The sequence below is a fragment of the Streptacidiphilus sp. PB12-B1b genome, assembly GCF_014084125.1.
Classification (GTDB): Bacteria; Actinomycetota; Actinomycetes; order Streptomycetales; family Streptomycetaceae; genus Streptacidiphilus.
Genome location: NZ_CP048405.1, coordinates 547322 through 561769, shown reverse-complemented (window position 1 = coordinate 561769; position 14448 = coordinate 547322). Strand labels below are relative to the sequence as shown.

Annotated in this window: 13 protein-coding genes and 2 pseudogenes; 11 read left to right on the top strand and 4 right to left on the bottom strand. The window is 69.5% G+C overall.

Annotation, left to right across the window (positions count from 1 at the left end):
* The first annotated feature begins 3 nt into the window (after nucleotides 1-3).
* The 5 genes and pseudogenes from GXW83_RS02700 (at nucleotide 4) to GXW83_RS02680 (ending at nucleotide 6121) form a co-directional block, all read left to right on the top strand.
* Entirely contained in the window at nucleotides 4-708 is a 705-nt protein-coding gene (locus tag GXW83_RS02700) for a sirohydrochlorin chelatase (RefSeq protein WP_182441286.1), read from the top strand.
* A 684-nt stretch (nucleotides 709-1392) separates the two neighbouring features.
* Nucleotides 1393-1620 (top strand): annotated as a pseudogene (locus tag GXW83_RS02695) (hypothetical protein); the annotation flags it as partial.
* A gap of 120 nt (nucleotides 1621-1740) precedes the next feature.
* Complete coding sequence (locus GXW83_RS02690) at nucleotides 1741-2925, top strand: integrase (RefSeq protein ID WP_182441282.1); 1185 nt, start codon at nucleotides 1741-1743, stop codon at nucleotides 2923-2925.
* Nucleotides 2922-5537, top strand: coding sequence for a site-specific integrase (locus tag GXW83_RS02685; RefSeq protein ID WP_182441280.1), 2616 nt, complete (start codon nucleotides 2922-2924; stop codon nucleotides 5535-5537). Before GXW83_RS02690 ends, GXW83_RS02685 begins: the two co-directional genes overlap by 4 nt.
* Nucleotides 5534-6121 carry a DUF6262 family protein gene (locus GXW83_RS02680; protein ID WP_225446710.1) on the top strand — a complete coding sequence of 196 codons (588 nt, stop codon included), beginning with the start codon at nucleotides 5534-5536 and terminating at the stop codon, nucleotides 6119-6121. Before GXW83_RS02685 ends, GXW83_RS02680 begins: the two co-directional genes overlap by 4 nt.
* On the opposite strand, the gene GXW83_RS35235 is transcribed toward GXW83_RS02680, so the two are convergent.
* The gene (locus GXW83_RS35235) at nucleotides 6111-6431 is read right to left on the bottom strand and encodes a DUF6188 family protein (RefSeq protein ID WP_225446709.1); all 321 of its coding nucleotides are present in this window, start codon (nucleotides 6429-6431) and stop codon (nucleotides 6111-6113) included. The genes GXW83_RS02680 and GXW83_RS35235 overlap by 11 nt on opposite strands.
* A 10-nt stretch (nucleotides 6432-6441) precedes the next feature.
* On the opposite strand from GXW83_RS35235, the gene GXW83_RS02675 reads away from it, so the two are divergent.
* Nucleotides 6442-7422, top strand: a complete 981-nt coding sequence (locus GXW83_RS02675) for a DUF4839 domain-containing protein (protein ID WP_225446708.1) — start codon at nucleotides 6442-6444, stop codon at nucleotides 7420-7422.
* On the opposite strand, the gene GXW83_RS02670 is transcribed toward GXW83_RS02675, so the two are convergent.
* Together GXW83_RS02670 and GXW83_RS33720 are read right to left on the bottom strand one after the other, a co-directional pair.
* Nucleotides 7423-7746 (bottom strand): ankyrin repeat domain-containing protein, encoded by a 324-nt coding sequence (locus tag GXW83_RS02670; RefSeq protein ID WP_182441275.1) that lies wholly within the window; start codon nucleotides 7744-7746, stop codon nucleotides 7423-7425.
* A gap of 181 nt (nucleotides 7747-7927) precedes the next feature.
* Complete coding sequence (locus GXW83_RS33720) at nucleotides 7928-8077, bottom strand: hypothetical protein (RefSeq protein WP_225446707.1); 150 nt, start codon at nucleotides 8075-8077, stop codon at nucleotides 7928-7930.
* Nucleotides 8078-8483: 406 nt separating this feature from the next.
* On the opposite strand from GXW83_RS33720, the pseudogene GXW83_RS02660 reads away from it, so the two are divergent.
* Nucleotides 8484-9203, top strand: a pseudogene (locus tag GXW83_RS02660) (DUF5655 domain-containing protein); the annotation flags it as partial.
* A 96-nt stretch (nucleotides 9204-9299) separates the two neighbouring features.
* On the opposite strand, the gene GXW83_RS02655 reads toward GXW83_RS02660, so the two are convergent.
* On the bottom strand, nucleotides 9300-10046 hold the full coding sequence (locus GXW83_RS02655; protein WP_182441269.1) for a site-specific DNA-methyltransferase: 747 nt from the start codon (nucleotides 10044-10046) through the stop codon (nucleotides 9300-9302).
* 579 nt (nucleotides 10047-10625) lie between these two features.
* Between GXW83_RS02655 and GXW83_RS02650 the strand changes: the two genes are divergently transcribed.
* The 4 genes from GXW83_RS02650 (at nucleotide 10626) to GXW83_RS02635 (ending at nucleotide 14347) form a co-directional block, all read left to right on the top strand.
* Nucleotides 10626-11786 (top strand): C40 family peptidase, encoded by a 1161-nt coding sequence (locus GXW83_RS02650; protein WP_182441267.1) that lies wholly within the window; start codon nucleotides 10626-10628, stop codon nucleotides 11784-11786.
* 86 nt (nucleotides 11787-11872) lie between these two features.
* Nucleotides 11873-12181: a DUF6112 family protein gene (locus GXW83_RS02645; protein WP_182441265.1), complete on the top strand. Its 309-nt coding sequence runs from the start codon at nucleotides 11873-11875 to the stop codon at nucleotides 12179-12181.
* Between the two features lie 2 nt (nucleotides 12182-12183).
* A complete protein-coding gene (locus GXW83_RS02640; protein WP_182441263.1) occupies nucleotides 12184-12900 on the top strand; it encodes a hypothetical protein in 717 nt (238 codons plus the stop codon).
* A gap of 31 nt (nucleotides 12901-12931) precedes the next feature.
* Nucleotides 12932-14347, top strand: coding sequence for an ATP-binding protein (locus GXW83_RS02635; protein WP_182441261.1), 1416 nt, complete (start codon nucleotides 12932-12934; stop codon nucleotides 14345-14347).
* Nucleotides 14348-14448 lie beyond the last annotated feature (101 nt).

The following is a 14448-nucleotide window of genomic DNA, read 5'->3' as shown; positions in this document are numbered from 1 at the left end:
CGCATGCCGTCGCCGATCTCCGTGGTCCTCGCTGTTCACGGCACCCGCAACCCAGCAGGGACCGTGGTGACGCAGGACCTGGCCTTCGCTCTCGCCGACCGACTCGGACTGCCAGTGCACCCCGCCTACGCGGATGTTCACGGCCCCACCATCGCGGACGTGCTCAGGAGCACACCGGCCGACCGTACCCCGGTCCTGGTACCGGCCTTCCTGTCCAGCGGCCATCACGTCCACACCGACATCCCAGCCCAGATCCTGGGCTCCGGCCGCACCGACACGGTGGTCACCCCGCCACCGGGCCCGGCTTCGACTCTCCTCACCGCATTGACGGACCGGCTCGCCGAGGCCGGTGCGGGGCCCGACGACTCAGTCGTCCTGGGCGCGGCCGGCTCCCGCGACCCAGCCGCCCGAGCAGAGGTCACCGCACTGGCCCAGACCTTGGGCCGCCGCCTCGGCACGGCAGTGTCCGTAGGCTGGGCGGCGTCCGCGCGGCCCACCGTCGCCGAGGCGGTCGCGGACGCCCGCTCCCGGGGAGCCCAGCGGGTATCGGTCGCCACCTGGCTGTTGGCTCCCGGCCTTTTCGCCGACCGGATCAACGACTGCGGCGCAGACGCCGCCGCACGTCCGCTCGGAACCCACCCCGCCATGATCGAAGCGCTCGCCCAGCGGGTAGAGGCGGCCACCAGAACCTGCCTGACGGGTGCGTGACGAGCATGCCTGTCAGCGGCGTCAGGTTGGCTTCCGGCACGATGGGCGTTGACCCCCAGGATCCGTCCGAGGCTCGCCAGCGATATGACCAGCGCGCGCCCACCCCAGAGCGAAGGCCGGTACCTCTCCCTCCGATTCCGGCATGCCATCGCCCGCCCCACGGTGTCGCTGAACCGCCGCAAGTCAGGCGGACCCCCCGGCACCCTCAGCGGCATCCCCGCCGCGCCCACCACCCTCGCCGAAGCCCTCACTCCCTTCGCTGCCGCACCCCTCGGCGCTACACCAACTGTTCGCTACCCTTGCAGCGGTCGCGAATCCGAGAATCAGCAGCGAAAGCCTCCCAATCCCTTGGAGCTCGTAACAAGAATTCGTGGAGGCTGACCTTGATCTTTCCTGCGATCGGCCGGGCCGCGATGTAGACGTCGGAAACGGTGCCGTTCGCGAACACGGTCCACGAGGCAGAGCTTCGACCGTCAGATCCGACTGCCTGAAACCGCAGCTGCCCACCGGCCTTCGGCGACTGGGACACACGCCTTCCTTTCAAACGACCGCAGATTGAGGCGGCCCGTCGACGTCTTGGTCGCCCGATCGTAGTCGCCGCGGGGAATCGGGCACCGAGAAGCGGAATACCTTCCGTTCGTTCGCGATTGGGTCTCGTGTAGTGATCGCGGGAGGGGGACGCTGGTGACCGACCTGATGCTGTTCCGGCAGGATGTCGATGGCCGGGACGTCGAGCTTCGGGGCTCAACGGTGGCGCTGGAGGTTGAGCTGCAGCGTCGGGTCGAGGCGGGGCTGGAGTCGATGCTCGGCATCCGCTTCTTGGCCTCGGAGTATCCGACGGGACCGTGGCACCGGGGTCGGATCGACACGCTCGGGCTCGACGAGAACAGCAGCCCGGTGGTGATCGAGTTTACCGACCGCAGGTAGTGCTGCTCGTGATGTCCGTCTGGGCCTGTGACTTGGGCGTCGCGGGCTCGTTTACCGACCGTGTCCGGAGCGCCCGTCATGTTCCGGAGTCGGTACGGAGGACAAGTGGCACGGCGAGTGGTGGTCGGGGACCTGAGGGTCCAGCAGATCGAACGAGAGGACGGGCGGCGGTCGTGGACGATCGTCTGGCCCGAAGGCAGTCTTCACGCGGAGGCGGACCGGTTCCTGCGCGTGCACGACGGCTCGGGGACGCAGAGGACCTACGCGTACTACCTGGTGGACCATCTGCGGTGGCTGGAGCGCGAGTGCCTGGCCTTCGAGAAGGTCGTGCTGCGGGACCTTGAGCGCTACATGGGCATCGTCGGCGCGGAGGTCCGCATGCCGCTCGGCGAACCGTGGCGGATCGGCAAGCGCCCCTACGGCCGCTCCGCGCTGTCGACCGCGGCTGCCTGCCTGAAGGGCTTCTACCTGCACCAGTCGTCCCTGGGCGTGAACGGCGAGCTCGGCAAGAAGCTCGACACCTCGCGGCTGCCCACACGGGCGGACCGACGCCGCGCGTTCCTGGGACACGTGAAGACCTCCCTGCCCACCAACCCGCTCGCCCCGACCCGGCCGCGCCGCCGGCACCCGAAGATGCTCCCCGACGGCGCGCGGGACAAGCTCCTGGCGGCGGTGAACGCCGCCCGCGACCGGCTGCTGGTGACCTGGCTGGCCGACGGCGGCCTGCGGATCGGCGAGCTCTGCGGGCTGCACCTGGTGGACCTGCACCTACGCGAGAACGCAGCCTGCGGGGAGTGCCGCGCCCCGCACGTCCACGTCTGCCACCGCCCCGGCAACCCGAACCGGGCCGAGGCGAAGACCAAGCTCCCCTGGCGGATCGAGGGCGGCACGGTGACCGGCGGGCTGATCAAGCGAGTCAGCCCGGCGATGGTGCACACCTACTTCGAGTACCTCACGGGCGGTGAGTATCCGCGCGGCACCGCCGGGCACGGCATGCTCCTGGTCCAGCTCCATGGCAAGAACTCGGGACAGCCATGGGCGCCGGTCGGAGCCCGCCGGATGCTCGGCCGGGCCGGGAAACGCGCCGGGCTCGGCGTCGTGAAACCCCATGCCTTCCGCCACAACTTCACTTCTGCGGTGCTCGACGCGGCCGGTGGCAACCTGCTGATCGCCCGGGACGCCGGTGGCTGGGCCTCGGCCACGATGGTCGACGAGGTCTACGGGCATGTCGATATCCACGCCCCGGCCTTCGACGCCGCCCTGCGCACGGTCTGGGGTGGGGCCCAGTGACCGCGCCCTCCCTGCTGCCACGGCCGGATGCCCGCGCACAACGGGACCGGCTGGAGGTGCTCACCGTGCTGATCAACGGACCCGAGTTCGACCCGGCGCTGCGCGGCGGGGTCCTGAAGATCCCGCCGACCCACCCGGTCTATCCGTGGAGCTGCACGGTCCCTGACTGCGCGCGGTCGCGCTGGCGGCGCTACGCGATGTGCTCGGTGCACGCCGATCAGTGGCAGGAGGCAGAGGCAGGCGGGATGACCCGGGTCCAGTTCCTGCGCGGAGCGGAGCCGCTGGCGGCGTGGGAGGCCCCGGAGGAGATGATGTGCCGGATCTGCCCGCAGCGACCGGCCTTCAGCCTGCGCCTGGCGGTGTGCTTCCGGCACCGCAACCGGTGGCTGAGCCACCTCAAGCGCAACACCGGCGCCCGTGAGGAGGACGGGGAGTTCGAGAGGTGGCTGGCCGACCAGCAGCCCTGCCCGGGCTACGGCGAGTGCCGCGCGGAGGTGTGCGACGAACTGGCCGCATCGCCGCTGGGGTTGTGCGGCGCCCACGAGCGCGGCTACATCCGGGCCGGGCGTCCGGGCGGGGCCCGGCTGCCGAAGAACTTCTTCGCCACCTTCGAGCGGCACGACCGCCCTGTCCCTGTCACCTGCGAGGACCAGATCGTCTTCCGCGCCTGGGGCCGCGCGCAGTTGCCGGTGCACCGCACGGGACAGGTCAACCTGCGCGGACTGCGGCCCCTGCTGCGGGCCGAGTTCCAGTGGGGCATGTATGCCCACGGCCTGCAGCCCACCTCTGTATGGAACTTGACGTGGGTGCAGTCGCTCGCGGACGAGTGCCAGCGTGGAGACGTGGCGTCCCTGGCCGGCCTGGACCCGACCGTCTTCCACCGCGACTACCACCAGCGCATGGTCGGTGGGATGCAAGAAGCCCTGCGGAAGGTCTACTTCAGCCCCGGCGACACCCGCGATGGCGGCTACATCGAGACCGAGCACTTCGGCGTGCGCTTCCCCCACCGCTCCAGCTACGTCGACCTGACCTGTGTCTCCCAGCGGTGGCTGCGCGACCTGCTGTGGGACCACATCGCCGACGTGCTGCGCTCGCCCTCCTGCCCGCGCAGCGCCCAGCCGGTGGACTACCTGCGCCGCGCGGGCGCAGAGCTGAGCGCGTTCCTGGAGGCCGAAGCCCCCGACGGCGGCCACGATCCCAGGGCGCTGCGCGAAGAGCACGCCCACCGCTTCGTCGCGGACCTGCGCAACCGCGAACGTCTCGGCCTTGACTTCCGCGGCCAGGCCCGCCTGGACGGCAAGAAGTCGACGGTCACCGAGAACAAGCGCCGGATGATGCTCAACTACGGCCGGGCCGTGCTGCGCGGCGCGCTGGACAACGGCAGCGCCGAGCGGATCGGATTGAACCGCGCCTTCATCACCGCCGTGCCGGTCGGCGGCCCGGGCACGCCCCGCAGCCGCAACCCCTTCCCCGACGAGGTCGCCCGCGCTCTCGCGGACGAGAGCAACCTGCGGCGACTCGCCGAAGACCACGACCCGCACGACCGCGGCCTGCGGGATATGTGGGAGGCCATCATCATCACCGGCCGTCGCGCCAACGAGGTCATCCAGCTCCACCTGGACTGCATCGGCCGATACGGCGGGCTGCCCGTGCTCTGGCACGACCAGACCAAGGTCGGCAACCTGAACGCGGCCATCCGCATCCCCGACCGGTTCATGGACCGGCTTGAGGAACGCCGCCGCAAGACCCTGGCTCGCTTCGCCGACCGCCACGCCGGACGCGCGCCCACCCCCGCCGAGCGCGTCCACCTGGCCCTGTTCCCCACCGACATGCTCAACCCGGACGGCCGTCGCGCCCTGTCCTACACCTGGTTCCATACCGGCCTGCGTAACTGGATCACCGACCTCGACCTGGGAGGCCACTACGTCGCCCACCAAGCCCGGCATACCCTGGCGACCCGGCTGCTGCGGGCCGGGGCGAGCCTGACGCACATCCGCCGATACATGGGGCAGGTTAGTGATCGAATGGCGGAGCATTATGTCCACCTGACCCAGTCCGACCTCGACGATGTCCTCCAGCGCGTCTGGGTCACCGGCCCCGGCACCGCCAACCCCGGAGAACTCCTCACCGAGGGCACCACTCCACTCACCCGCGAGCAGGCCCAGGCCCTGGCGATCGACCTGTCGCGCCGCAGTACCCCGGCCGAGGGCGGCTTCTGCACCTTCCAGCCCGTCGTCGAGGGCGGCGCCTGTCCATGGAACCTGGACTGCCACAACTGCGACAAGTTCGTCCTGTCCGGCGCCGACCTCCTCTACTGGCGGCGCAAGCGCGAGCAGTGGCGACTCTTGGCTGAGGGCTCTCCCGACGACGCCACCGCCCACTACCTCCACCGCTACTTCGAACCCACCGCCCGCGCCATCGACGGCCTGGAGAGCGCCCTGGCCGGCCTCGGCCTCCTCGACGACGCCCTCGCCCTGGACCTGCGCAAACCCCAGGACTACTTCCACCGCGTCTGGTCCACCGCCTTCCGCGCCGCCGACCTCGCCCAGACCGCCGGCGACGAGCAGGACCGGGCCGACGACACCACCGACGAACAGGAGCGATGCGCGTGACCACCACCGCCCCCGACCGGCGCACGGCCGCCGCCTTGGCCGCCCGCCACCGCACCACCGACGCCGCGCTCGGACGAGTCCGCGACGCCATCACCCGGCTCCGCCGCGAGAAGACCCAGGTCAGCGTCTCCGCCGTCGCCCGCCGCGCGAACGTCTCCCGCACCTTCCTCTACGACCACCCCGACGCCAGAGCCGCAGTCGCCTCAGCGATGGCCGAGGCCGGTGAACGACGGACCCAGATGGTCACTGACCAGGACGAGGCACGCGAGGCGACCTGGCGCGAGCGGGCCCTGAACGCCGAGGACGCCCTCAAGGCCGCCCACGCCGAGATCCTCACCCAGCGCACCCGCATCGGCGAACTCCTCGGACAGGTAAGTGACTTGGAAGCCAAGTGGACCCAGGAGGCCATCCAGCGGGTCACCACCGAGAACACCACCCTCAAGCAGCGCGTCCGCCAGCTCACGGCCGACAACCGGTCCCTCGACGAGCGGCTGAAGGCCGCCCGCTCCAACCTCCGCTTCCAGGACCGCCGCGTCGCCGACCTCGAAGCCCAGATCGCTCAACCAGCGCGAACTACGTCCTGATCTCGCGGGGACCGCTCACCCGTACTTCGCCGCCGGGCCGGACGTGGAGAAACTCATGGAATCGGACTGACACGCCCCATGCGGAACGCTCGTCGTCGGGCGGGGCCGTCAGACACCAGCCACTCGCGAACAGGATCCGAAGGAGGCCCTGATCGGAAGCCCTGACCTCGGCAATGACCTGGCCCAACAGCTCGGTCGCCTTGCCGAGGTTAGCCTGCGGCCATGCGGCCAGTCTGAATGCCTGTACTTCCGCCGCGAGTTCCGACCATGGGTGCAGCTCGATCTGGTGCGATCCGAAGCGGAGCCTCATCTCCCGGGAGATGGCCAGCTCGCTTCAGGGCCAGGATCTTGCCCAGGTCGGCGTCCCCGTGGACGCACATCATCGCCCGGGCGGCAATGGTGTCGGTCAGGTTCTCCCGGGCGTCGAGCAGCGCCCCGACCGAGTGCTCGCTGGGCCGAACGGCGAGTTCGGGGCCGAGGGCGACATCGGTGGTGCCGAGTTCCTCGCCGAGTCCCCTATGCTCGCGAGGCAGTTGGTAAGAACAGCTTATTTAGGGGGCGCGGACCGCATGGCCGACGACATCAGGTACGAGTACAAGACCGTGCAGACCGTTCGCGGCGTCGACGGTCGGGTGATCTCGAAGATGCAGAACGACGGCTGGGAACTCGTAGACCAAGCCCAGGGCGTACTGCGCTCCACTCTCAACTTCCGTCGACCGAAGAAGCCGCTGCCCTGGCTCCTGATCGGGGCGGTGGCTGCCGTCCTCGTGATCCTCGCCGTTGTCATCGGGGTCGCCTCTGCGCTCAGCGGCGGAAGCACGAAGAAGGACGAGTCAGACAAGTCGCCAGCCGTTGCGAGCGAGAAGCCTTCCGCTACGCCGACTCCGGCTCCGACCACGGCCGAGCCGGCTGCCCCTGATGTGATCACGCCGCAGAACAACCCGGAGTTCGCGGCGCTGCTGAAGATGGACTATTGCGATAGCGCGAACTTGGACTTCGCGACCAAGTACGCGGGCAAGACGGTCGCGTTCGACGGCTCGATCGTGAACATGGTGCACCACGGTAGTTACGCGACCCGCTACGACATCCTCCTGGGCCCAGGCGACAAGGGACCGAACACGACGGTCGGCCCGGCCTTCAAGTACGAGAACGTCAACGTCTTTGACCTAAAACTGACCGGCAAGAAGATCCCCGCCACCCTCCGCGCGGGCGATAAGTTCCACTTCGTCGCCAAGGTGGGCGAATTCAACGCGACTCAGTGCCTCTTCTTCCTCGACCCCGTCTCGACGGAAACCCGGTAGTCAAGGTGGGCAGCCGCTTCTCACGCCCAGTCCGCGAAGTGTCGCGCTCTCGCCCCGGAAGGTGAACACCGCCCGCCAGAGCGCGGTGCTGCCATGCCGATCAGCCACGTCCGCCGACGCGCCGGCCGATAGGAGCACCTCAGCGGCCTGCGCTTCCTGGGCCTGCGCGGCGAAGTGCAACGGCGTCCAACCTGCCTTGTCCACAGCGTCCGGATCCGCCCCGCGCTCCAACGTCGCCCTCGACTCAGCGACATCGCCATTCACGACGGCATTGTGCGCCGCCGTGCGGCCGAACAGGTCCCGCCCCTGATCCTCGTGCATCATGGCCCCCATCCTCTCCGGGCCTGACGGGAAAGACTGCGGCACCCCCATAGCCAGAGCCACCTCAGGCGAAGCAGTCGAGACCTCCGCTTCCAAGGCCGTCGTGTCGCGGACCTCGAAGCCCGGATCGCCGAGTCACTGGGCGTGGTTCAGCAGACATCGCGTGCCGGAGCGTCGTCTCCGGTCACAGGTCGGGCGTGAGCCGGATTCTCTCGACGGCGGATAGCGCGGCGGGCATCTCGTCGGTGATCCAGGCGTATTCGAGCGCAGCCAGCACCCCGTCCTCGATCCATACGAGCAGCTCGCCGAACTCGTCGAGCACCTGCGCGCCCACCGGGACAAGACCAGCGTCCAGCGGAGCCCGCGACGCGGGTCCGAGCACTCTCAGCTCGACACTCACCGATCCGGGCGACCAGGCGGCCACGACCTCCGCCTAACCGATCTGGCTCCGAAGCTCGGAGGAACCAGTGAAGTCGCTGGCCAGGATGTGTTCCAGCACGGCCCTCTCGGCTGCATTCAACGATCGCGGATCAACGGGAGCGGGCGGCATACCCCCATGATGCCCCGGCGACGTCCAGAACTGCCGACAGTGTCCCGCCGCCCCCAAGGCGAGGTTGGGACACGAAGTCGAGAACCACTCCATCGGGCGATGCCAGAAGATGGTGAGGCACCGTCACGTACATGTAGTCTATGAATAGTCGCAGTTCAGAGCCGGTATCCGAGTTCCTGCGGTCGGTAAAATCGAGTACAAGAAGGGCTCCGACAGCGGGGTCGTGTCGCAGGCCGTCTCCTACCTGTCGTGGCTGGACTCGGCTCATCACGAGTTCGAAGCCCTGGTGAAGGAGAAGCTGGGTGCCGACGCGGCCGAAGCGGTCGACTGGCGGAACCCGCGGATGGTCTGCATCGCGGCGAGCTTCTCGCACCACGACCGAGTGGCGGTGAACCGCCTGCACGAACGGATCGACCTGGTGCGCTATCGCATCTTCGACGGCGGGCTGCTGGGCCTGATGCTGATCGAGTCCGTACCCGGCGCTGCCCGCTCCGCTCCCTCTCGACGTCAGCGACGGGACCTGGAGGAGACGGTAGGTGCCGGCGCAGCAGACGAGAAACCGTCGGTCCGGACTACCTCGGTCCAGGTCCCGGCCTGCCTGCACGACCTGTACGCCGAGTTGGACGAGGCCCTGACCGCGTGGGGCGAGGTAGAGGTGGCCCCGCTCAGGCACTACATCGCCTATCGGCGGATGGTGAACCTCGCCTCGGTGATCTTCCGTCCCAAGCACGAGGTGATCCTGGTCTATCTCAGGCTCGACCCGGACACGGTGGAGCTGGAGGAGGGCTTCTCCCGTGACATGCGCGGCATCGGCCACCTCGGGACGGGCGACCTGGAGGTGCGTATCTGTTCGGCTGCCACGTTGGAGAAGGCGGGACCGCTGATCCGGCGGGCGTTCGAGGCGGCCTGACGCAAGAGGAAGGGCGGCTGGTGCATCGGTTTCTCGATGCTCCAGCCGCCCTTGTGCGTCTGCGGTTCGTCGGCCCCGGCGTGGTGGGTCTCATGATCACGCCTCCGGTCCGGCCAGGACGAAGTCGTCCTGAGTCAGCTCTGCCTGGAGCCGTTGCTCGGCGACGGCCGCGTAGTGCGAGGACAACTCGACTCCCACGAACTTCCGGCCCTCGCGCAGGGCGGCGACGCCCGTGGAGCCGCTGCCGGTGAAGGGGTCGAGCACGGTGCCGCCCTCGGGGCAGATCTGCACGAGCTGCTGCATGATCTCGACCGGCTTCTGGGTGATGTGCACACGGCCCTTGCGGGGCTGGGAGGCGATGAAATGGCCGGGCAGGTACAGCTCCCGGTCCTTGGCCAGGCTGCCCTTGACGCCCCAGGTGATGAACTCCGCCGACTGCTTGAAGCCGCCCTTGCGGGGCCGACTGGCGGGCTTGATCCACGGGATCGTGCCGCTCCAGGTCCAGCCCGCCATCTGCAGGGCGTCGGAGGTGGTCGGTTCCTGGCGCCAGTCGGAGAAGACGAGGGCGACCGCGTGCTCGGTCGATGCCCGGTACGCCTCGGTGAGCAGGGCGGTGAGCCAGCTGCGGTAGGAGCGCTGGTCGCGGTTCTCGCCGGGGAAGTTCTGCAGGTCGTGCGCGGATCCGCTGGTGACGTACTTGGCGCGGGCGGTGCGGCTGGTGCGGTCCGAGCTGGTGCGTCCGCCGGAGTTGTACGGGGGGTCGGTGATGACGGCGTTGACGCTCTCGTCGGGGAGGGTCTTCAGCACGGTCAGGGCGTCGCCTCGGTGCAGTGTGTAGCTCATGTGCGGGGTCTCTTTCAGGGCGCGGCGGGACTGGGTCCGCTCCGGACGGCACTCAACAGCGGCTACTCGGAGCGGGGTTGTGCCGGACGTTAGCCGTGATTTCCGGCCGGACCTAACCGGCCGTGTCGCGCTTCGGGCTCCGGTTCGGCAGCCGTTTGGTGCGGCCGGAATCCCGGTCTACTGTCTGGCCATGTCACCGGGACGGAGCCCAACTCCACCTCTGCTGACCTGTGCTGATCCGTGCTGCCTCGTCCATGAGGGCGGTAAGGAGGGCACCTTGCCCCCTCGTTCCCGAAGCCGTTTGGAGACCCGGTGTACCGCCTGAGATTACGAGCGCGGCTGGCTGCCGCGCTTGACCCGAGACCGGTGTCCGGGAGCTACCAACTCCCCTGACGCGGGCCCGCCCTGAGAGGCGGATTCACATCGGCGCGGTGCCGACGGCTTTGCACGAGAGGTCGGCACCGCGCCTCCTACGAACCCCCGAGGAGACGCTGCGATGCAGCACGTCCTGATACACCTACGCCCTGCCCCGACGCCATCGCCTGCCCAGGCCGTCTGCCGCTGCGAACGGCGACAGCGATGAAGAAGACCGTCGGTGCCGTGGTCGGTCTGGCTGCCACCGGCCCGCTGCTGCTGGCCGCCCCGATTCTGTTCGCCTCGTCCGGGATCGCTGCTGCTGCCTGCACGTCGGATAGTCCACAGGCTGTGGATACCGCAGCCGTGGCCACCCAGGTGCAGTCGATCCTGGCGGGCCGTGGCAAGGGAACCGTATCGGTGCCCGGCCTGGACGACCCGACGGAGCAGGTCCCGAACGCCGAGACCATCACCGCCACCGGCATCGCCATGCACATCCCCGCCCGGGGTCAGGTGGTGGCACTGGCAACCGCCCTCCAGGAGAGCGGACTTCGCAACCTGGCCTCCGGGGACCGCGACAGCCTGGGGCTGTTCCAGCAGCGGCCCTCGCAGGGATGGGGGACGGCCGAGCAGATCATGCAACCGGTCTACGCCAGTACCCGTTTCTACCAGGCACTTTTGCAGGTCTCGGGGTGGCAGTCCATGACCGTCACCCAGGCGGCCCAGGCAGTCCAGAAGTCGGGTTACCCAGGTGCCTACGCCAAGTGGGAACCGCTGGCGACCGCTCTACAGCAGGCCATCGCCCCGCTGCTGTCACCCGGTGCCGGCGCGACGCCGAGCCCCAGTACGTCCGGTTCACCCGCCCCGTCAACCGGCCCATCGCCGACGGATGGCACAGGAGGGTGCTCGGCAGACGGTGACGGCTCCGGGTTCGGGCCGATCCCTCCCGGCAGCGTCCCGGACGGCTACACCATCCCCACCAGCGCGCCGCCGCAGGTCCAGACAGCGATCCGGTGGGCAATGGGCCAGCTCGGCACGCAGTACCAGTGGGGCGGGTCCTGCACAGACCCGCACGGGTCGGACCCGATGGGCCGGTGCGACTGCTCGTCCCTGGTGCAACAGGCTTACCGGGCCGCCGGGGTGAGCCTGACCCGCACCACCTTCACCCAGGTCGACCAGGGGACGGCGGTTCCCCTGAACGCCCTGCAGCCCGGCGACCTGGTCTTCACCACCGGCTCGGACGGGACCGCCGCCAATCCCGGCCACGTCGGTATCTACATGGGCTCCGGCTTGATCATCAACGCGCCGCACACGGGTGCCGTGGTCTCGATCGACACCCTGGCCTCCTGGCAGTCGCAGCTTGTCGCGGCCCGCCGAGTCGTCTGACCGGCGCCTCCCCCACCCCCCTCTCACAATCCCCGCTCTGCCCCCGGGCTCGCTTTTGCGACCCCATAATCGAACTGGAGTTCTCAATGTCTCTCGCCAAGCAGGCGGTTCAGCTTGCCTACAACCCCGGTATCACCCCTGCCGACGGCGGGCTTCCCGGCCTGGCGGTCCTCAAGGAGGTGATGGGCAGCATCAACCTCTTCGCGATCATCCTCGTGGTCGGGGCGCTCGCGGTCAGTGCGGGCGTGTGGGCCTGGGGTCACCACTCCGGCGGCCACCAGGCCGAGGCCAACGGCAAGAAGGGCGTCCTGGTCGCCGCCGGCGCGGCCCTGCTGCTGGGTGCGGCCAACGGCGTGGTCGAGTTCTTCTCGGCACTGGGGACGCAGGTCCACTGATCATGCAGAATCGTTCCCTCGTCTCTGCGTCCCGCAGCGGCAACCCCGGTGGCGCATCCCGCGTGCGCCACCGGGCGCTGCTCGGCACCGCTGTCCTGGCCGTCCTGCTGGCTCTCGCCGGCCTGGCCGCCTACCTCACCCGTGCCCCCCGCGCTGCAACCAAGGCTGCCAGCCCGCAGTCGAGTTCATCCGCACCGTCCCACTCCGCCACAGTGTCCTCTCCTCCTTCGGCTTCGCCCTCGTCCCGGGGCGAGGGCTCGTTGCCCGTACCGCCTTCGACCGGTGACCCGGTGGCCTACGCGAAGGCGGCGGCAGCGGCGCTGTGGTCCTACGACACCCGGGCCTACACCCAGCCGCAGTTGCTGACCGCGCTCGGGCGCTGGCTCACCCCTCAGTCCCAGTACGCCGACGCCTCGTCGGTGGACACCCTGGTTCCCTCGGTCCAGGTCTGGCGCGAGATGGCCCAGCAGGGCCAGTTCGCCACCGCCACGGTCTCCGGGGCGTACTTCCCGCAGTCCTTCACTCAGGCCCTGCAGGCGGATCCCGGCGCGATCACCACCGCGTACGTCTACGCCGTGACCGTGACCGGCAACCAGACCATCGCCTGGAACGGCGCACCCAAGGGCGGCGAGCAGGGCATGTCGATGACCCTGGCCGTCCAGTGCTGGCCCTCCCGTTCCTGCGCGCTGGCCGGAGTCCTTCCGGCCGTCGCGCCCTGACCACCGCTCCAGAAAGAAAGGAGGTACCCTCATGGGAGTCTGCGACCTCCCCCTGATGAACAGCGTCTGCGACGCTGTCGATTTCGCCAACAATCCGGCCGGAGCGGTCACCAACGGGATCGGCGCGTGGATCGCCGAGTCGATGGGTGACCTGGCGTCCAGCGGCGCCGACCTGGCCGCGAAGGCGGTCAACGCCACCACCACCATCGACCTGAACGCGAGCTGGTTCCGGAGCAACTACGAGTTGATCCTGCCCATCGGCCTGGTCCTGACCGTGGGCACGTTCTGCCTCCAGCTCATCCTCGCTGCCTGGCGGCGCGATGAACGCGCCCTGGCACAGGCGGCGGTGGGCACGATGACCGGCGTGCTGTTCTCCTTCTGCGCGGTCAGCTTCACGGCCGTAGCGGTGACCGTGGTGGACGCGCTGTCCAACGGCCTGTTCCAAGCCGCGAACACCTCGGTCGGCGATGCCGTGCGCCGGATCATCAAGGTCAGCGAGCTGGGGCCGATGTTCCAACTCGGCTGGGCCATACCCGCGCTGGTGGCCCTGGGCTGCGCGATCGGCGCGTTCATGTACTGGGGCGTGATGGTCGCCCGCAAGGTCGGCGTGCTCGTCCTGGTCACCCTGGCGATCTTCGCCGGGGCCGGGGGCGGCTGGGAGGTCGCCAAGCGCTGGCGCCGGGGCTGGATCGAGGCCACCGCCACCCTGGTCGTCTCCAAGCTGCTGATGACGATCGTGTTCCTGCTCGGCGTCTCGGCCATGGGGCAGAGCGACTCCAAGGACGGACTGTCCGCGCTCTCCGACGCCCTGGCGGGCCTGACCATCATGGTGTTGATCCTTTTGTGCCCCTACGCGACCTATAAGTTCGTCCACTGGGCGACCGAGGGTGGCGGCCGGGACGACCTGCACCGTACCGGCGTGGCCGGGGTGGCGGTCGCCGCCGGGGCTGCGAAGACCGCGGGGAGCCTGGCGATGCAGGCGGGGTCGGGCTCGCCCGCGCCCCAGGGCCCGAGCAAGGTCCCGGGCATGGGTGCCGACGGGGTCGCCTCCGGCATCGACCCCTCCGGAGGCCGGCTCAGCAAGGAGGGCATCGACCCCGGTCCCGAGCGCCCGCAGACCAGCTTCCGCTTCGGGGAGGACCCGAACGCCTCCGGTGACAAGGGCCGGGCCCTGATCCAGCGACCGGGCATCCCGGCGCTCATCACCCGGCGCGGCAGCAACTCCGAAGGGAGTGCTCCTGGGAGCGACGGCGGTTCCGCCCAGCCCGCCAGCGTGTCAGCTCCCGGCACCAACATGGCCGACGCCGGTTCCACGCCGCCTGCCACACCCACCCCGGCAGGCAGCGGTCCTGCCGCACCTCCGCCGCCCACCACCGGCCCGTCGGCGACCGGTTCTGCGACTGCGACGAGGTGGGTGTTCCCCACCCAGCCGCCATCGGGGTCCTGACCCACCACCACTGGGGCGGGCTGCCTCCTTCAGCCGAGCAGCCCGCCCCCTTCCACCGCACCGCTGACCAGCCGAAACGGAGTCCTGCCATGACCTCCAGA